This is a genomic window from Acidiphilium sp. 34-64-41, assembly GCF_002282635.1.
Classification (GTDB): Bacteria; Pseudomonadota; Alphaproteobacteria; order Acetobacterales; family Acetobacteraceae; genus Acidiphilium; species Acidiphilium rubrum.
Map to the genome: position 1 here is coordinate 1 of NZ_NCJX01000028.1, position 17,529 is coordinate 17,529.

Below are 17,529 nucleotides of genomic sequence, written 5' to 3' on the forward strand. Positions count from 1 at the left end.
CGGACGTCAGGCAGCCCAACACAGACGCTACCGGCCTACCATCCGTCCTACGAACGAACGAAAGGGAAAAATTGCGCTGTTCAGAGGTTCCTTAAAGGCGGAGCCTTTAAAATCCATTAGTTTTAGGCAAGGGGAGGGCGACCCAGGCCAGATCAGCGGAAAGTCCGAGGCAGCGCCCTCCCCTTGCCTAAAACTAGCGGGTTCTAAGGGCTTCGCCCTTAGTGGGGGTCCAGGGGGCGAAGCCCCTTGGCCTTCTCCTTATCCCGCCGATCATGCCACGTTTCCATCATCCGCAGCACGGCGGCAGCGGTTTCCTCGATCGAGCGGCGGGTGACGTTGACGGTGGGCCAACCGCGCGTGGAGCAGAGGCGGCGGGCCCAGAGGAGTTCGGCTTCCACGGCGTCTTCATCGATGTAGTCTTCGCGGTCGCGCTGGAAGGCCGCACCAGGTGTGGTGGTGGCGCCGAGCAGGCGCAGGCGGTGGCGGCGGATTTCGATCAGGGGGGCGGCGTCGATGAACAGGCCGATCACGGGGCAGCGTGGTTCATCGAGCACATCCGGCACGGCGAGGCTGGGGACCAGCGGGATATTGGCGGCTTTGACGCCGCGGTTGGCGAGGTAGAAGGCGGTTGGCGTTTTCGAGGAGCGGGAGACGCCGACCAGGATGACATCGGCTTCAGCGAGGCCGCGCATGGCCTGGCCATCGTCGTGCGAGAGCACGTAGTGCATGGCGTCGATCCGGCGAAAATAATCGGCGTCGAGCACGTATTGCCGGCCGGGTGTCGCGCGGACCGGGGTGCCGAGTTCATCGGCCAGCAGTTTGAACACCGGATCGAGCATGTGGAGCAGGCGCAGGCCGAGGCGTTCGCACGCCTGGGCGAGTTCGCCGCGCAAGGCTTCATCGACCAGGCTGGACAGGACCGGGCCACGTTCGGCTTCGATGCCTTCGAGCACGCGGTGCAATTGCAGGCGTGAGCGGATCAGGCTCCAGCGGTGCAGGTGGATATCGGCCCCTTCGAACTGCGCTGTCACCGCGCGGGCGACGGCGTTGAGCGTGTCGCCGGTGGCATCCGAGACGAGGTGGAGATTGAGCCGTTTACCGTCCATTAACTTCCTCATAGCGTGGATAACTCGGCGCCGGATAGGGTCGCCGGTGGAGAAGTCGGATAACTCCGGAATCCTGATTCGCTGTGGATTGTTGTGGGCTGGCGTTTATGCAAATGTGGAAAAATCCAGGGTTTGACGTAGAATCAGCCGATTAAAACCGGACTCTGGCTGTGGATAAGTTTGTGTATTGTTGTGGGGTGAGCGGGGTTCCACATGATTCACAGGGTTAACTTCCACAACCATTCTTTAATCTAAAACATTTAAAAGGTAGTCCGGGTCCATGACGGGGAAAATGATCGATCGGCCGGTTTTGCGGGTTCTTGCGGGGGAGGCGATCTGGCCGCCGCCGGTGTGGCTGATGCGTCAGGCCGGGCGGTATCTGCCGGAGTATCGCAAGCTGCGGGCGACCGCGGGGAACTTCATTGCTCTCAGCACAACGCCGGCCATGGCGACGGAAGTGACGCTGCAGCCAGTGCGCCGGTTCGGCATGGATGCGGCGATATTGTTCAGCGATATTCTGATCCTGCCTTGGGCACTCGGGCAGAAGCTGCGGTATGCCGAAGGCGAAGGCCCGCTGATGGAGCGGATCGAGGATCTGGCGGGGCTGGATGCGCTCGATTTGAATCGGTTGAAGCCGGGCACGGAATCGGTGATGGAAACGGTTTCGCGCGTGCGGGCCGATCTGCCGCCGCGCTGCGCCTTGATCGGGTTTGCCGGTAGCCCGTTCACGGTTGCGTGTTACATGCTCGATGGCAAGGGCGGTAATTTCGCGCGCACCATGGGACTGATCTACAGCGATCCAGGGTTGGTGGCTGCGGTGATTGAGCTGGTGACCACAGCCACGATCGATTACCTGTCCTGGCAGATCGAGGCCGGGGCCGATTGCGTGATGCTGTTCGACTCCTGGGCCGGGTTGCTGCCGCCCGATTTGTTTCGTGCGCATGTGATTCACCCGACGGTGCGGATTGTCGATGCCCTGCAGGCGCGGCATCCGGATGTGCCGATCATCGGGTTTCCGCGCCTCGCCGGGTTGATGGCGCTGCCGTATATCGCCGAAACCGGGATTGCCGGGTTCGGCATGGATACCGGCACGGATGCGCCGAGCCTTGCGCGGTTGCTGCCGCGCAAAGTAGCGTTGCAGGGGAATCTGGACCCGTTGCTGTTGCGGGCGGGCGGGGTTTCGCTCGATCACGCGGTGGAACGAATCGCGCGCGAAATGGCCGGTGTGCCTCATATTTTCAACCTCGGCCACGGCATCGTGCCGGAAACCCCGCCTGAACATGTCGCCATGTTGATCGAACGGCTGCGTTCGCTGGAGCCGGCACCGCTTGAGGAATTCCGGGAAGCCGCTACTTCAGGTTCATGAACGACACCGAACCCGTCCTGCCCGCGCGTACAGCCATTGTTCTGTTCAATCTGGGTGGCCCGGATGGGGCGGACAGTATCAAGCCGTTCCGGGTCAATCTGTTTTCCGACCCCGCGATTATCCGCGCGCCGATTTTTATCCGCTTTTGGCTGGCACGGCTGATCGCGGCCTCGGCGCAGAGCAAGGCGGAGGAAGGCTACGCGATGATGGGCGGTAAATCGCCCTTGCTCGAACTCACGCAGCGCCAGGCCGATGCGCTGGAGGCGAGCCTGCCGGGGTCGAAATGTTTCATCGCCATGCGCTACTGGCACCCGTTTGCGGGTGAGGTGGCGCAGGCGGTCAAGGCCTGGGCGCCGGAGCGGATTTTGCTGTTGCCGCTGTATCCGCAGTTTTCCACCACCACGACCGGCAGCTCGCTGGCCGATTGGCACGATGCGGCGGCGAAAACCGGGCTGGTGGTACCGACCACGACGCTATGCTGCTGGTATGATGACCCGGCGTTTGCCGCGGCGATCGCGGGGTTGGTGATGCGCACGCTTGCCACCGCGCGGGCGGAATTGCCGGCGGGCACGCCGATCCGCCTGCTGTTTTCGGCGCATGGCTTGCCGGAAAGCATCATCAAGGCGGGCGATCCGTATCAGGAGGAGGTCGAGGCCTGTACCGAAGCGGTGATGGATGTGATTACCCGCGCCTTGGGCGAGCGGGTCGATTATCAGGTGTGTTTTCAGTCGCGCGCGACGCCGCAACAATGGATCGAACCTTCGACCGAACAGGCGATCGAGAAAGCGGCGCATGACGGCACGGCGGTGGTCGTGATCCCGATTGCCTTCGTTTCGGAACATATCGAGACGCTGGTGGAACTTGATGTCGAGTATCGCGAGGTCGCCGAAAAACTTCATTTGCCGGGCTATTACCGTGCGCCGGCGCCAAACGATGATCCGGCGTTCATTGCCGCATTGGCGGGAATTGCGCGCCGCGCGATTGTTCATGGCGATGGTTTGTGCTCGCATCGCGGCGGACGGTCCTGCACTGTGCGCAACAGCGATTGCCCTTGGGCGCGGTATCGGGCACTCGTACCGGCATGAGCCGAAATTTCGACCTGGTAATTTTCGATTGCGATGGCGTGCTGATGGACAGCGAGATTGTCTCGGCGCGCGTGGTGGCGGCGGATATGACGGCGCACGGGCTGCCGACCACGCCGGACGTGGCGATGGCGCGGTTTGTCGGCACCTCGCTCAGGAACATGAAACCGATCATCGAGGCTGAGCGTGGTGCGCCGCTGCCCGATGACTGGAACGACCGCATGGTGACAAAAATCGCCGAGGCGATGGCGGTCGATGTATCGCCGATCGCCGGGGCGCGCGCGGTGCTCGAACGGTTGAACGCGCTGGGAATTGCGTGGCGGATCGCCTCGAACTCGGCGGATGAGGAAATGGATGCGAAATTCGGCAAGACCGGGTTTCTCGACCTCACCGCCGGCCGCACCCACAGCGCACCACGGCTGTTTGCGCGGGGCGGCCAGCCGAAACCGGCACCGGATGTGTTTCTGGATGCGGCGCGCACCGAGGGTGTGCTTCCGGACCGTTGCGTGGTGATCGAGGATTCGGCACCGGGCGTGACTGGAGCGGTGGCAGCGGGCATGATTTGCTACGGGTTTGCGCCGCATGGCGATGGTGCGCATCTGCGCGCGGCGGGTGCGCATGGCATCATCGATCGGCTCGACCTCGTGCCCGGTCTGGTGATGGCGCAGAGCGTCAACGCATGACGATCGGGTTTCTGGCCAATGTTTATCGGTGGGAACTGGCATTTCACGTGATGTCGATCATCGCGTGGATGGCGGCGCTGTTCTATCTGCCGCGATTATACGTCTATCATTGCCAAGTGGCACCCGGTTCGCTGGAATCGGCGCGGTTCAAGGTGATGGAGCGGCGGTTGCTCAAGCAGATCGCGACACCGGCGATGATATCATCGTGGGTGTTCGGCATTCTGCTGATTCTGACCCCGGGGGCCATTTCATGGTCGGCACCGTGGTGGTGGGTGAAGTTCATCAGCGTGATCCTGATGAGTGGATTTCATGGCGCACTGTCGAAATGGCGGAAGAATTTTCTGAACGACCGCAACGTGAAGCCCGAGCGATTTTATCGCATCGCCAATGAGGTGCCGACGATCCTGATGATGATCATTGTCATCATGGTGTTCGTCAAGCCGTAAGGACCGCTGGTTCTACAGGCGGATATCAATCGTTTTTAGGTCAGGATGAATGACGGATAAATCGGCAATGGTGTGTTGCCGATGTGGCACGAGCGTGTCCCTTGTATGATATTCAAACCGCGTGTCGTTTCCATTCAATACATGAACGGCTCTGCAATTGAAGAGTGCTGCCGTGGCCGACCCGGAACAAAAAAGGTCGCCGCATCGCGCAGGGGTTGGCAACAAGGGTAACAAACGAACGCGGCTTGGCTCTCATGCACAGTTATCGTGGAGGTCTTTTGGCGTGTTTACAGTGTTGGAGCAAGGCCGTTACTGCAGTGCGCTGCTGCGCGACTTGCATCGTCCACTTTCGCGATCTTTCCGGTACGACCTGACTCGGTAGGGGATCAGGCGGTTCGAACGTAGCACCTGTGGCGTTTGGACAGGTGATTTGACTTTACGAGACGACAATCAATCAAAAACAGTGAGGCATCAATAGAATGAAACAGATTTCCACGCGTGCTCTGCTTTGTGCAGGGTTTGGCGTCCTTGCGTTGGGCGCCGTGTCTGGCGTCGCACGGGCGCAGGTTTCCGTGAAACAGATGACGGTGGATGGCGGGCCGCTCGGCACTCTTGATATCAGCGGCGGCTTCGATGGAGATTTTTACGGCTTCTCCGGCGCGAATGCTGGCACGCTCTTAGGCACCAACAAATCCACCGGCGCCGTGGCGCGCGTGCTCGATCTGAAAATCGTCAAGCCAACCGGTCCGGTGCAGTTCACCGTCGAGGTCAAACCGGATGATTCGATCTATTTCGGCTATAAGCCGGGTAGTATGTCGACCAACACGTTCACGCTCGGTCCGGTCTACGCCGCCTACGTAACGCTGGCCCCAACCAAGGCGCTCAGCATTTCGGTCGGTCAGGTCTATTCGACCGAAGGTTGGGAATCCTCGACCGACTGGAATAACGCCAATATAATCGACTCGCCGCTCTATTACGTCGAGAACTCGTCGAGCCGCGGCGTCGCCGTCACGTACACCCAGGGACCGATTTCCGGGACCGTGACCTATGGCGACGGTTTCGATTCCGGCGTGTTCAACGTTGTACAGGGGCTGGTGACCTATTCGCCGAACGCGAACAACGCGGCTTCGGTCTACGGGACCGTGAATTTCGGCCGCACCGGGCCGAATACCTATGCTTATGGCAATGGCACCACCGGCTACGGCTACCCGAGCTATAACGCAGCGTATGTCAACTCGAACATGATCGGCGCCTATTACGATTACACCTACGGTAACCTGAACCTCGTCCCCGAGGTTCAGTATGTCTATGCCAAGGTCGATCATCAGATCGGGATCGACAAATTCACCAGCAATTTCGGCGCCGAGTTGATTGCCGACTACAAGTTCCCGAAGACCCCGTGGTCGGTTGGTGGTCAAGTGATGTATTATTCGAACAACGGGCCGGAAGCCTGGTATCTGAACGCACATTCGGCCGGGCTCGGGCTGGGCGTGACGCCGACCTGGCAGAAGGGTAACATTTTTGCGCGCGGCGAAGTCGGTCTGTTCCACCTGACCAGCATCGGCACCAATTCGATCGGCGGCACCGGATCGGCATTCGGCGGCAGCGGCACGGATCGCAACCAGGTGATTGGTCTGCTCGAGGCGGGTGTGGTTTTCTGAGCCATCGCTTCATCGAATTGTCACGCCAGGCACACTTGCCTGGCGTGGCGCTTCATGGATTTTAGATCGATCGGCTGGGCCGATCAAACGACGCCGCCGTGGTATGACCGGGCAGGCAGCGGTATGTTCGATCGCTGCTAGGTCGGGCGCAGGCATACCGTTCTTGCCCCCAACGCGTTCAAACATCGAGGATGAAGATGATGGTTGCTGATTTCACCCCAGACCGCCGCACAATGCTGAAACTGGCTGCCGCAGGTGCAGCCGCCGGGCTGGTGCCGGGCGTCGCCGAGGCGACTTACCGCTCCGCCCTGATCAAGGCGGCCAAGGCGGCAGGCGGGCTGAATACAATTGCCCTGCCGCCGGACTGGGCCAACTACGGTGCGATCATCAGCACATTCGAGAAAAAATTCGGGATTTCGATCAAGAACGCGGCACCGGATGATACCTCCGCCCAGGAACTGCAATCGATCCGCTCGCTCAAGGGTCAGTCGCGCGGGCCGGATGTGGTGGACGTCGGTCTGGCGTTCGCCCTGAACGGCGCGAAGGAAGGCTTGTTCCGTCCTTACAAGGTCGCGACCTGGAGTAGCATTCCGGCATCGATGAAAGACCCCGGCGGCCTGTGGTACGGCGATTACTTCGGCCTCGTGTCGTTCGGCGTCAACATGTCGGTGGCCAAAGTCGCACCCCAGACCTGGGCCGATCTGAAAAAGCCGATCTACAAGGGCATGGTCGCCCTCAACGGCAGCCCGCTCGGCGCCGGTGCGGCGTTCGCTGCGGTGTTCGCCGCATCGATCGCGAACGGTGGTTCGCTCGATAACATCATGCCCGGCATCGAGTTCTTCGCCGATCTCGCCAAGCGCGGCAATTTCGATCCTTCGGCGGCGACCTCGGCCAGCCTGGTCTCCGGTCAGACGCCAGTGGTGGTGAATTGGGATTACCTCAATCTTGCGCAGGCCAAGGGCTCGAAGACGATGACGAAGATCGATACCGTCATCCCCGCCGATGCCAAGCCCTATGGTGCGTTCTATTGTCAGGCAATCAGCAAATTCGCGCCGCACCCGAAAGCCGCCGAATTGTGGCAGGAGTTCATCTACTCCGATGAAGGCCAGCTGCTCTATCTGAAGGGCTTCGCGCATCCGGCGCGCTTCTCCGAAATGGCGAAATCCGGCGCCATTCCGAAATCGATGCTCGCCGAACTGCCGCCCGCCAAACCCTATGGCGAGGCGCTGTTCGCGACGATCGAGCAGACCAAGAAGGCGCAAGCCGCCCTCACCGCGAACTGGACGAAAATGGTCAAGGCGTGAGCCTGCGGCCTGTTAAATCCGCCGGGCCGCTTGCCCGGTCCGGCGGGTTGTTCACCCTGGTCTTCATGGCGCCGTTCCTGTTGTATGTGACGGCGTTCCTGATTCTGCCGACCTTGATGCTGCTGGCCACCGCGTTTCTCGGCAAGCACGGCCCGACGCTGCGCTACGTCGCATCCCTGGGGCAGGGCCAGACCGTCGTTGCGTTCCGCAATTCGATTGAACTTTCCGCGTTGGCAGCGCTGGTCGGCTTGGTCGTCGGCGGGCTGGCGGCCTATTTCGTGCTGCGCCCGGGCATGCCGCGCGGGCTGCGCTCGCTGGTGACCACCTTCGGCGCGGTCGCCGCGAATTTCGCCGGCGTGCCGCTGGCGTTCGCGTTCATTGCCACACTCGGCAGCCTCGGGATGATCACGGTCTGGTTCAAGGATATCGGCGTCAACCTGTACGGCATGGGGTTCACGCTCTATTCGATGCCGGGTCTCGTGCTGGTGTACGCCTATTTCCAGGTGCCGCTGATGATCATCGTCATCACTCCGGCGCTCGAGGCGTTGCGGCGCGAATGGCGGGAGGCGGCGGAGAATCTGGGTGCCTCCACCTGGGATTACTGGCGCCATGTCGGGCTGCCGATCCTGCTGCCCTCGTTGCTCTCGGCCTATATTTTATTATTCGGCAACGCATTCTCGGCTTATGCGACGCCGTACGCGCTGACCTCGGGCATCGTGGCATTGGTGCCAGTCGAGATCAGCAACGTGCTGTCCGGCAACGTGATGGTGTCGCAACAGACCGGTGCCGCGCTGGCGCTGGGGATGATCGTGGTGATGGTCGTGGTGATGGGAATTTACGCGCTGATCGCGCGCCGCGTCGGCCGCTGGGTGAAGCGATGAGCCGGCCGACCCATAATCTGATCCCCGGCCTCGGGCTCGGCGTGATCGGGCTGTATTTCGTAATCCCCCTGGTCGCGACCGGCGCGTTCAGCCTGTGGGAGGGCGGCGACAACTACGGACTCGCCGCTTATGTGGCGCTGATCCATCAACCGAAATTGTGGCAGAGCCTGGGCCTTTCGGTACGGCTTGCGATTCAAACGATTCTGGTCGGGCTGGTGGTGCTGGTGCCGGCGGTGTTCTGGCTCAATCTGCGGGTCCAACGGCTGCGTCCGCTGTTCGATTTCCTGTCGGTACTGCCCTTCGTGGTGCCGCCGATCGCGCTGGTTGCCGGCATGACCACGCTTTACACCGGACCGGACTGGTTCGTCGGCACCGCCAATTATCTCGTGGTTCCCTATGTAATCCTGGCGCTGCCCTACACCTATCGGGCGCTCGATGTCGGGATGCGCGCGCTCGATCTGAAAACATTGACCGAAGCCTCGCAGAGTCTCGGCGCCGGCTGGATGACGCTGATTTTCCGCGTGGTGGTGCCCAACCTGACCACCGCGCTGATCGGTGCCGCGCTACTGACCATTGCGATCGTGATGGGGGAGTTCACGTTTGCCAATATCCTGCTGTTCAACACGTTTGCGGTCTATATCGACTATGTCGGCCAGACCTCGGCGACCCAGGCGGCGGCTCTGACCTTGCTGAGTTTTCTGATCACCTGGCTGGCCATGCTCGGCGTGTTGTTCACCGGCCGAGGCGGGCGCGGCCAGGTCCAGATCGGTGGAGCGCGCTGATGAGTTATTTGCAGCTTGATGCCGTGGCAAAGCACTACGGCAGCCGCACCGTGCTGCGCGATGTGTCGATCGATCTGAAAGCCGGCGAGTTCGTCTCCCTGCTCGGCCCGTCGGGCTGCGGCAAAACGACGTTGCTGCGGATCGTGGCGGGGTTCGATCAACCCGATTCCGGCCGGGTGGTGCTGGAGGGGCGCGATATTTCGGGCCTGGCGCCGGCGAAGCGGCAGATGGGCATGGTGTTTCAGGCCTATTCGCTGTTCCCCAACATGACCGCGCAGGAGAACGTGCAATTCGGCCTGCGGGTGCGCCGCCAGGATGCCGCGGCTCAGCAGAAGCGCGCGCGCGAGGTGCTCGAACTGGTCGGGCTCGGCGAGCACGCCCAGAAATATCCGCATCAGCTGTCCGGCGGGCAGCAGCAGCGCGTCGCGCTGGCGCGCGCTTTGGCGATCAGCCCGGCGTTGCTGCTGCTCGATGAACCGCTGTCCGCCCTGGACGCCAAGGTGCGCGTGCAGCTGCGCGACGAAATCCGCCGGATCCAGCAGGAAACCGGTGTCACCACGCTGTTCGTCACCCATGATCAGGAGGAGGCGTTGTCGATCTCCGATCGGGTGGTGGTGATGCACGATGGCGTGCTGGCGCAGGTGGGCGAACCGGCGGCGATCTACGGCGAGCCCGCCAATATTTTCGTGGCCCGTTTCGTCGGCGCCGTCGCCGAACTTCCAGGCGTGGTGGCGGATGGATCAGGCGGCATGGTCACGGTGCTCGGCCGGCAGGTTGCGGCAAGACGGGCGCGCGGCATGGCGGCGGGAACGCGGGTGTATTTCCTGCTGCGTCCCGAAACCGTGCGGCTCGGCCCGCCGGATGCCGCCGGCATGCTGCACGGCACGGTCATCGCGCGGACCTTCTTCGGCGCGCTGACCAGCCTGAAAGTCGAAATCGCCGGCGGCACCGATTGCGTAACCGCGGCGATGGCCAGCGGCGAAGCCGTGAACATCGCAATCGGCAGCACAGTCTCGGTCAACTGGGACCCAGATTCCCCCCGCCTCCTCGTCGCCTGACAAACAAAAGTTTTTTGGTTCTTTTTTACAAAAAAGAACAACTTGCTTCTTTGTTCTCGAAGGACCGCCCATGACCCCCCTACCCCCAGGCGCCATCGAAGCCGCCAAAGCCGCGGCGGATGCCGCGGGCGCCGTTATCCGCCCGTATTTCCGCTCCGGCATCACCGCCGACGATAAATCCGACGACAGCCCGGTCACCATGGCCGATCGTGCCGCCGAACGGGCGATCCGTGCGGTGATGGCCGAGCGGTTTCCGACGTTCGGCGTGATCGGCGAGGAATTGGGCGACCAGCGGCTGGGTCGCTTCAACTGGGTGATCGACCCGATCGACGGCACCCGCGAATTCATCACCGGCCGGCCGACCTTCGTGACGCTGATCGCCCTGGTCGAGGACGGCGTGCCGGTCCTCGGCCTGATCGATCAACCGGTGATCGGCGAGCGCTGGATGGCGGCGGGCGGCACGCTCGATTTCACCAGCCGGTTCGGCGGGCGCATCGGCTGCCGCAAACGGGCCGCGCTGGGCGATGCGGAACTGTCCTGCACCGGACCCGAATGGTTTGATGCCGATCAACGCGCCGCGTTTCACCGGCTGGAAGCCGCATGCCGCCGCACCTCCTGGGGTGATGACGCCTACGCCGCCGGCCTCGTGGCCCTCGGCGAGATCGATGTGATCGCCGAAGCCGGGCACAAGCCGTGGGACTGGGCGGCGTCGGTGCCGATCATCGAGGCGGCCGGCGGCATGATGTGTGACTGGTCTGGCGACAAGCTGCGCCTCGATGCTGCCCATGACGGCACGGTGCTGATCCTGGGCGATCCCTCGCTGCGCGATGCGGCCCTTGCCGCGTTGCAGGGCGGCTGATGCTGATCGCGCATCTGACCGATCTGCACGTGCGCCCGTTCGGCCGGGCGGCCAACCGCGTCGTCGAAACCAATCTGATGGTCGAGCGGGCGGTGCGCCAGGTCGCCGGCTTCGCCCCCGCGGCGGTGGTGATCACCGGCGATCTGACCGAGAACGGACTGCCCGAGGAATACGCCGAATTGCGCCGCCTGCTCGAAGGTCGGCTCGCCTGCCCGGTCTATGTGGTGCCCGGCAATCACGACCGGCGCGCATCATTGCGCAGCGCGCTCGGCGCTTGGCCGGGCGTGAGGACCGATCCCGCATTCGTGCACTACGCGGCGGATATCGGCCCGCTCCGGCTGATCATGCTCGACAGCGTGGTGCCGGGTGCCGGCCATGGCGAACTCTGCAGCGAACGCCTCGCGTTTCTGGAACGCGCGCTCGATGCGGCGCAGGATCGGCCCGTGCTGATCGGCCTGCATCATCCGCCCTTCATGACCGGCATTGCCGCGATGGATGCAATTCCCCTGCGCGCGCCAGAAGCGTTGCTCGCACTCATCGCACGGCACGGCCGGGTGCTCGCGGTGCTCTGCGGCCATCATCATCGGGTGATCATGGCGCAGCACGGCGGCGCGATGCTGCTCGCCGGTGCCGCGATCGGCGGGCATCAGAGCGAATTGACCTTCGATGCTGCGGCCCGCCCCTATTTTTATCTCGAACCCGGCGGGTATTTCCTGCTCCGCTGGGATGGAGCGGCGCTCACCGCCAATCTGGCAACGATCGGCGATTTTGCGGGACCGTTTCCCTTCGCGGTGGATGCGGATTACCCCGGACGTACCACGGCTTGAGGAGGACAACGATGCTCGAACAGCACGCGGCGAAACCGCCGAATATTCTGATCATCATGGCGGACCAGCTCGGCGCGCGCGCCCTGCCCGCCTATGGCAACAAAGTCGCGCTGACGCCGCAGATCGATGCGCTGGCGGCCGCCGGCGTGGTGTTCGAAAACGCCTATTGCAACGCACCGCTATGCGGCCCTTCACGCTACGTGTTCATGTCAGGCCGGTTGGCCTCGAAGATCGGTGCCTACGACAATGCCGTGGAGTTTCCAGCAACCTTGCCAACCTTCGCGCACCATATGCGCCAGGCCGGCTACCGGACGATCCTGTCCGGCAAGATGCATTTCTGCGGCCCGGACCAGATGCACGGGTTCGAGGAACGCCTGACCACCGATATCTACCCCGCCGATTTCGGCTGGACGCCGGACTGGACTGATTTCGAAACCAGGCTCGATTGGTATCACGACATGAGCTCAGTGCGTGACGCCGGCCTGTGCGTGCGCACCAACCAGATGGATTTCGACGACGAGGTAGTATTCGCCGCGCGCCGCAAACTGTTCGATATCGCCAGGGACGATGACGACCGGCCGTTCTGCATGGTCGTCTCCCTGACCCATCCGCACGATCCGTTCGCGATGACCGCCGAATACTGGAATCGATACGAACCCGATGCGATCGACATGCCGCGCTACCGCCCCGACCCCGCCACACTCGATCCACATTCGAAACGGCTTCGCCATGTGTGCAACACCGATCGCGAACCGGTCACCGAAGCCAACATCCGCGACGCCCGCCACGCCTATTACGCCGCGATCTCCTACGTCGATGATCAGGTCGGCAAGGTCATGACCGCGCTCGACGAATGCGGCCTCGCGGACCGCACCGTCACGATGGTCACCGCCGATCACGGCGAAATGCTCGGTGAGCATAGTCTGTGGTACAAAATGGGGTTTTTCGAAGACGCCTGCCGAATCCCCCTGATCGTGCACGCACCCGCACTGTTTGCCCCCGCCCGCATCGCCGCCTGCGTATCATCGGTCGATATCCTGCCGACCCTCGCCGACCTCGCCGAAGCCCCAACCCCGGCTGCACAAGGATTGACGATCGACGGCCGGTCCCTGCGCGGCCACCTGACCGGCGCTGGCGGACACGACGAGGTGCTCGGCGAATACATGGGCGAAGGCGCCATCGCGCCGATCATCATGATCCGGCGCGGCGATCTCAAATTCATCCATTGCCCGGTCGACCCCGATCAACTCTTCAACCTCCGCACCGACCCCGATGAGCGCATCAACCTCGCCACCAACCCGGACTTCGCCGCAACCATCGATGCCCTCCGCAACGAGGTCGCACAACGCTGGAACCTCGCCACCATCCACGCCGATGTGCTGGCAAGCCAGGCCCGCCGACGCTTCGTCAACGCCGCGCTGCGGCACGGCACCTATCAACCCTGGGACTACCAGCCCATCGTCGATGCCTCGGAACAATACATGCGCAACCACATCAAACTCGCCGACCTCGAACGCCGGGCCCGATTTCCGCGGGTCGGGGGGCAGTGAGGCGAGCAAGCAAGGCCAGGGGCTCTGCCCCTGGACCCCGTTAAAGGCGGAGCCTTTAAAATCCATTAGTTTTAGGTAAGGGGAGGGCGACCCAGGCCAGATCGACGGAAAATCCGAGGCAGCGCCCTCCCCTTACCTAAAACTAGCGGGTTCTAAGGGCTCCGCCCTTAGTGGGGGTCGAGGGGGCAAAGCCCCCCGCCTTGCTTCCTCGCCTCAGTGCCCCTCACCCGTGGACATGACCCAACGGCATCGTGCAATGCAGAAATGCGTTTTGGTGATCGGTATGGTGTCTGATATAGGTTCGTTCTCGGTCATGTTCGCATAATTGTGACCGGTTCGGAGATCGGTGATGGGTACGCAGCCAAAACCGGCCTTACGGCGGCATGAAACGAGGCCGCTTTCGGTCGGACTATTGCTCGCGCAGGATTTCACGCTGTCGGCGTTTTCGTTGTTTGTCGATACGCTGAGGCTGGCCGCCGACGAGTCGGATTATTCACGGCCGATCCATTGCCGTTGGACCATCATGGCTGAGACCGATGCGCCGATCCGGTCGAGTTGCGGGGTCGAGGTTTTGCCTGGCAGTGGACTGATCGATCCGGCGCAGTTCGATTATGTCGTGGTGGTTGGCGGTATTTTGCACAATCACCCGAGGGCCAACACAGCGTTGTATGGTTATTTGCGGCGGGCGGCGGCGCTCGACGTGAAGCTGATCGGTATTTGTACCGGCAGTTTTATCCTGTGCCGGGCCGGGCTGATGGAGGGCCGACGGGTCTGTGTGAGCTGGCTGCATTATCAGGACTTCCGCGATGAGTTTCCTGACCATGCCGTGATCGGTGATCGGTTTTTCGAGGTCGACGGCGATCGGATCACGTGTGCTGGCGGGGCGGGGGCGGCGGATCTGGCTGCGGCGCTGGTCGAGCGGCATCTGGGCAGCCGGCTGGCGCAGAAGCCGCATCAGGTCTTGTTGCTGACGCCGATGCGCGGCACCGATGGTGTGCAGCCGCATCCGCCGATGGCGCATGACGTATCGGATGAGCAGGTACGGCGGGCGTTGCTGATGATGGAGCAGAATCTCGGCAATCCGTTGCAGATTTCGATGATTGCGCAGAGGCTTGAGTTATCGACGCGTCAGTTGGAGCGCCGGTTCGATGCGGCGCTGGGCAAGCGGCCGTCCGATTTGTATCGTGAACTGCGGTTACGGTATGCGCGCTGGCTGCTGGAGACGACGACGCGCTCGGTGACCGATATTGCGCTCGATGCCGGGTTTTCCGATTGTGCGCATTTTTCCCGCCAGTTCAAGGCGTTGCACGGCCTGTCGCCGTCGTTCGCGCGACCGGCGTTGCGGCGCGAGGCGGCGATCCCGGCGGCGGAACCGGCCTGGGCCGATCATGATCGGGTCGCGGTCGGCGCTTCGGAATGTGCCGGCCAGCGAACGTTTTAAAGTCATGATCATGGCGCATGGCAGGCATGATATCTTGCGTTGATAAATAGACGCGCCAATGTCGCAAAATCTAAAGACTGCGGTCAGGCGACACGTCAATATTTACCGGCTGATCTGCGGTTTTTTTGAAAGTCAACGCCATGTCGGATGTCGCTGCCGTATCGATTGCGGAACTCATCGCCCGGCGCCGCGCCGGCCATATGCTGGAGCGACCGTTCTACACCGACCCCGCGATATTTCAGACCGATCTCGATCTGATTTTCGGCCGACATTGGATTTTCGTAGGCGTCGAGCCGGATATCGCCGAGCCTGGCGATGTCATGACGGTCAATATCGGTGACAACGCGATCCTGATCTGCCGCGATGACGATGGCGCCATCCACGCGATGCACAATGTCTGCCGCCATCGCGCCGCGCGGCTGATTTCGACCGAAACCGCCACGGTCGGGCGTCTGGTCTGCCCTTATCATGCCTGGACCTATGGGCTGGATGGCGCGTTGCTGCACGCCGACCATATGGGTGATGATTTCGATCCATCCTGCCACGGCCTTAAAAAAATCCATGTCCGGTCGCTGGAGGGATTGCTGTTCGTCTGCCTCGCCGAGACACCGCCCGCCGATTTCGACGAGATGGCAAACATCGTCGGCCCCTATATCGCGCCGCATGAGGTGGCGAATTGCAAAATCGCGCATCGGATCGATCTGATCGAGGAGGGCAACTGGAAACTCACGATGGAGAACAATCGTGAGTGCTATCATTGCTCACTCAACCACCCCGAACTCACCGCGTCGATCTTCGAATACGGCTTTGGTTTCGATGCCGATGAAAGCGATCCCGCGCGCGTCGCACAACGGCAGAATTACGATGTGATGGTGGAACAATCCTGCGCCGCGTGGGACCGGTCGGGCTTTCCCTCCGCCGAGATCGGGCAATTGGACAACGTGGTGTCCGGCTACCGGATCGGCCGCATGCCGATGGACCGCGATGGCGAGTCTCAGACGCTCGATACCAAGGTGGCATGCCGCAAGTTGCTCGGCCAAGCCAAGGAAAAACGGCTGGGTGATCTGTCGTTCCACACCCAGCCGAATTCGTGGCATCATTTCATGAGCGATCACATCGTCACCTTTGCGGTCCTGCCGCTCGGGCCGGACCGCACGTTGCTCCGTACCAAATGGCTGGTCCATCGCGATGCGATCGAAGGCGTCGATTACGACCTCGATAATCTGATCCAGGTCTGGCGCGAGACCAATCTGCAGGATGGCAGGCTGGTCGGTCTGGCGCAGGCCGGAGCAGCGACCGGCGGCTACACACCGGGCCCCTATTCGCCGCAAACTGAAGGCCAGGTCGAGCAATTCGTGAACTGGTACATACAGCGACTGGCCGCTCACCTCGCATGAGCGTGGCGGCCCAGAGTATCGCGCTGCGGGATGGTCTGCCGGTCTGGAATGCCGAGATCGATGACGAGCTGGTCTGCGTCGCCGTGCGCGATGAAACGCCGGATGTCCGCACCTTCACCTTCGCGGCGCGCACTCCGGCGCGGTTCCACTACCTGCCCGGCCAGTTCCTGACGTTCGACGTTCCGGTCGATGGCGGCAGCGTCAATCGTTGCTATACCATCGCCTCCTCGCCGACCCGGCCGGACCGGATTTCGATCACCGTGAAGCGCCAGGCCGGCGGCGTGGTGTCGCCCTGGCTGCACGAGCATGTGCGCCCAGGAGTATCATTGCGCGCGGTCGGGCCGATGGGCGATTTCAGCTTCGTTGCTGCACCGGCCGAGGCCTATCTGTTCCTGTCCGGCGGTTCGGGTATCACGCCGCTGATGTCGATGGCGCGGGCGCATCACGATCTCTCACCCGAGGCTGATATCGTGTTCGTGCATTTCGCGCGCACGCCCGCCGATATTATTTTTCGAAACGAACTCGCATCGATGACGAAGATGATGCCGAATTTGCGCGTCATCACCGTATGCGAGGCCGATGCACCCGGCGAGCGCTGGGGCGGCCTGCGCGGTCGGGTGACTGCCGCCATGCTGGCGCTGCTGGTGCCCGATCTGGCGCTGCGCATGGTGTTCGATTGCGGGCCGGCCGTGTTCATGGCCGCGGTGCGGACCGCGCTCGGTGCGCTCGATTTCGACATGAGCCGCTATCACGAGGAAAGTTTCGACTTCGGCACGATAACCGAAACCCCCGCACCCGCCGAAGCGACCGCGCCGACCGTGACGGGGTTTGCGGTCAGTTTCAGCAAATCGGGCCGCAGCATCGCGGTCGGCGCCGACCAATTCGTGCTCACGGCGGCGCGCAGCGCGGGCATGCGACTGCCCTCGTCCTGCACCAAGGGCATGTGCGGCACCTGCAAGAGCCGGCTGATCTCGGGGCAGGTGGATATGCAGCACCAGGGCGGCATCCGCCAGCGCGAGATCGACCAGGGCATGATCCTGATCTGCTGTTCCCGTCCCCTGTCGGATCTGGTGATCGAGCGCTGAT

At 62.4% G+C, this 17,529-nt stretch carries 16 protein-coding genes; 15 read left to right on the forward strand and 1 reads right to left on the reverse strand.

Annotated features, from left to right (window positions below; genetic code table 11):
- Positions 1-218 precede the first annotated feature (218 nt).
- Positions 219-1,106, reverse strand: a complete 888-nt coding sequence (locus tag B7X49_RS07870) for a pyruvate, water dikinase regulatory protein (protein ID WP_035231440.1) — start codon at positions 1,104-1,106, stop codon at positions 219-221.
- A gap of 292 nt (positions 1,107-1,398) precedes the next feature.
- On the opposite strand from B7X49_RS07870, the gene hemE reads away from it, so the two are divergent.
- From hemE to B7X49_RS07945, 15 genes are all read left to right on the forward strand, one after another.
- On the forward strand, positions 1,399-2,472 hold the full coding sequence (gene hemE / locus B7X49_RS07875) for a uroporphyrinogen decarboxylase (protein ID WP_286703587.1): 1,074 nt from the start codon (positions 1,399-1,401) through the stop codon (positions 2,470-2,472).
- A complete protein-coding gene (hemH, locus tag B7X49_RS07880) occupies positions 2,469-3,557 on the forward strand; it encodes a ferrochelatase (RefSeq protein WP_029313870.1) in 1,089 nt (362 codons plus the stop codon). Before hemE ends, hemH begins: the two co-directional genes overlap by 4 nt.
- On the forward strand, positions 3,554-4,237 hold the full coding sequence (locus B7X49_RS07885; RefSeq protein WP_286703560.1) for an HAD family phosphatase: 684 nt from the start codon (positions 3,554-3,556) through the stop codon (positions 4,235-4,237). Before hemH ends, B7X49_RS07885 begins: the two co-directional genes overlap by 4 nt.
- Complete coding sequence (gene hemJ, locus B7X49_RS07890; RefSeq protein WP_286703561.1) at positions 4,234-4,683, forward strand: protoporphyrinogen oxidase HemJ; 450 nt, start codon at positions 4,234-4,236, stop codon at positions 4,681-4,683. Before B7X49_RS07885 ends, hemJ begins: the two co-directional genes overlap by 4 nt.
- A 542-nt stretch (positions 4,684-5,225) precedes the next feature.
- Positions 5,226-6,344 (forward strand): outer membrane beta-barrel protein, encoded by a 1,119-nt coding sequence (locus B7X49_RS07895; protein WP_286838924.1) that lies wholly within the window; start codon positions 5,226-5,228, stop codon positions 6,342-6,344.
- 197 nt (positions 6,345-6,541) lie between these two features.
- Entirely contained in the window at positions 6,542-7,648 is a 1,107-nt protein-coding gene (locus B7X49_RS07900; protein WP_286838927.1) for an extracellular solute-binding protein, read from the forward strand.
- Positions 7,645-8,529, forward strand: a complete 885-nt coding sequence (locus tag B7X49_RS07905; RefSeq protein ID WP_286703563.1) for an ABC transporter permease subunit — start codon at positions 7,645-7,647, stop codon at positions 8,527-8,529. The genes B7X49_RS07900 and B7X49_RS07905 overlap by 4 nt, the downstream gene beginning before the upstream one ends.
- The gene (locus B7X49_RS07910; RefSeq protein ID WP_286703564.1) at positions 8,526-9,311 is read left to right on the forward strand and encodes an ABC transporter permease; all 786 of its coding nucleotides are present in this window, start codon (positions 8,526-8,528) and stop codon (positions 9,309-9,311) included. Before B7X49_RS07905 ends, B7X49_RS07910 begins: the two co-directional genes overlap by 4 nt.
- A complete protein-coding gene (locus B7X49_RS07915) occupies positions 9,311-10,369 on the forward strand; it encodes an ABC transporter ATP-binding protein (protein ID WP_286703565.1) in 1,059 nt (352 codons plus the stop codon). The genes B7X49_RS07910 and B7X49_RS07915 overlap by 1 nt, the downstream gene beginning before the upstream one ends.
- A gap of 70 nt (positions 10,370-10,439) precedes the next feature.
- Complete coding sequence (locus B7X49_RS07920) at positions 10,440-11,228, forward strand: inositol monophosphatase family protein (RefSeq protein WP_286703566.1); 789 nt, start codon at positions 10,440-10,442, stop codon at positions 11,226-11,228.
- Positions 11,228-12,055, forward strand: a complete 828-nt coding sequence (locus B7X49_RS07925) for a phosphodiesterase (RefSeq protein WP_286703567.1) — start codon at positions 11,228-11,230, stop codon at positions 12,053-12,055. The genes B7X49_RS07920 and B7X49_RS07925 overlap by 1 nt, the downstream gene beginning before the upstream one ends.
- A gap of 11 nt (positions 12,056-12,066) precedes the next feature.
- The gene (gene betC, locus B7X49_RS07930) at positions 12,067-13,605 is read left to right on the forward strand and encodes a choline-sulfatase (RefSeq protein WP_286703568.1); all 1,539 of its coding nucleotides are present in this window, start codon (positions 12,067-12,069) and stop codon (positions 13,603-13,605) included.
- A 349-nt stretch (positions 13,606-13,954) separates the two neighbouring features.
- Positions 13,955-15,046: a GlxA family transcriptional regulator gene (locus B7X49_RS07935; protein WP_286703569.1), complete on the forward strand. Its 1,092-nt coding sequence runs from the start codon at positions 13,955-13,957 to the stop codon at positions 15,044-15,046.
- Positions 15,047-15,186: 140 nt separating this feature from the next.
- Complete coding sequence (locus B7X49_RS07940) at positions 15,187-16,443, forward strand: aromatic ring-hydroxylating dioxygenase subunit alpha (RefSeq protein WP_286703570.1); 1,257 nt, start codon at positions 15,187-15,189, stop codon at positions 16,441-16,443.
- Positions 16,440-17,528 carry a hybrid-cluster NAD(P)-dependent oxidoreductase gene (locus B7X49_RS07945; RefSeq protein ID WP_286703571.1) on the forward strand — a complete coding sequence of 363 codons (1,089 nt, stop codon included), beginning with the start codon at positions 16,440-16,442 and terminating at the stop codon, positions 17,526-17,528. The genes B7X49_RS07940 and B7X49_RS07945 overlap by 4 nt, the downstream gene beginning before the upstream one ends.
- Position 17,529 lies beyond the last annotated feature (1 nt).

What these genes read in the sequence shown, in the direction of transcription:
- B7X49_RS07885 (WP_286703560.1), top strand. Translation starts at nt 3,554, where the DNA reads ATGAGCCGAAATTTCGACCTGGTAATTTTCGATTGCGATGGCGTGCTG.
- B7X49_RS07925 (WP_286703567.1), top strand. Translation starts at nt 11,228, where the DNA reads ATGCTGATCGCGCATCTGACCGATCTGCACGTGCGCCCGTTCGGCCGG.
- B7X49_RS07900 (WP_286838927.1), top strand. Translation starts at nt 6,542, where the DNA reads ATGATGGTTGCTGATTTCACCCCAGACCGCCGCACAATGCTGAAACTG.
- hemE (WP_286703587.1), top strand. Translation starts at nt 1,399, where the DNA reads ATGATCGATCGGCCGGTTTTGCGGGTTCTTGCGGGGGAGGCGATCTGG.
- B7X49_RS07870 (WP_035231440.1), bottom strand. Translation starts at nt 1,106, where the DNA reads ATGGACGGTAAACGGCTCAATCTCCACCTCGTCTCGGATGCCACCGGC.
- B7X49_RS07945 (WP_286703571.1), top strand. Translation starts at nt 16,440, where the DNA reads ATGAGCGTGGCGGCCCAGAGTATCGCGCTGCGGGATGGTCTGCCGGTC.
- B7X49_RS07935 (WP_286703569.1), top strand. Translation starts at nt 13,955, where the DNA reads ATGGGTACGCAGCCAAAACCGGCCTTACGGCGGCATGAAACGAGGCCG.
- hemH (WP_029313870.1), top strand. Translation starts at nt 2,469, where the DNA reads ATGAACGACACCGAACCCGTCCTGCCCGCGCGTACAGCCATTGTTCTG.
- betC (WP_286703568.1), top strand. Translation starts at nt 12,067, where the DNA reads ATGCTCGAACAGCACGCGGCGAAACCGCCGAATATTCTGATCATCATG.
- B7X49_RS07910 (WP_286703564.1), top strand. Translation starts at nt 8,526, where the DNA reads ATGAGCCGGCCGACCCATAATCTGATCCCCGGCCTCGGGCTCGGCGTG.
- B7X49_RS07915 (WP_286703565.1), top strand. Translation starts at nt 9,311, where the DNA reads ATGAGTTATTTGCAGCTTGATGCCGTGGCAAAGCACTACGGCAGCCGC.
- B7X49_RS07940 (WP_286703570.1), top strand. Translation starts at nt 15,187, where the DNA reads ATGTCGGATGTCGCTGCCGTATCGATTGCGGAACTCATCGCCCGGCGC.
- hemJ (WP_286703561.1), top strand. Translation starts at nt 4,234, where the DNA reads ATGACGATCGGGTTTCTGGCCAATGTTTATCGGTGGGAACTGGCATTT.
- B7X49_RS07920 (WP_286703566.1), top strand. Translation starts at nt 10,440, where the DNA reads ATGACCCCCCTACCCCCAGGCGCCATCGAAGCCGCCAAAGCCGCGGCG.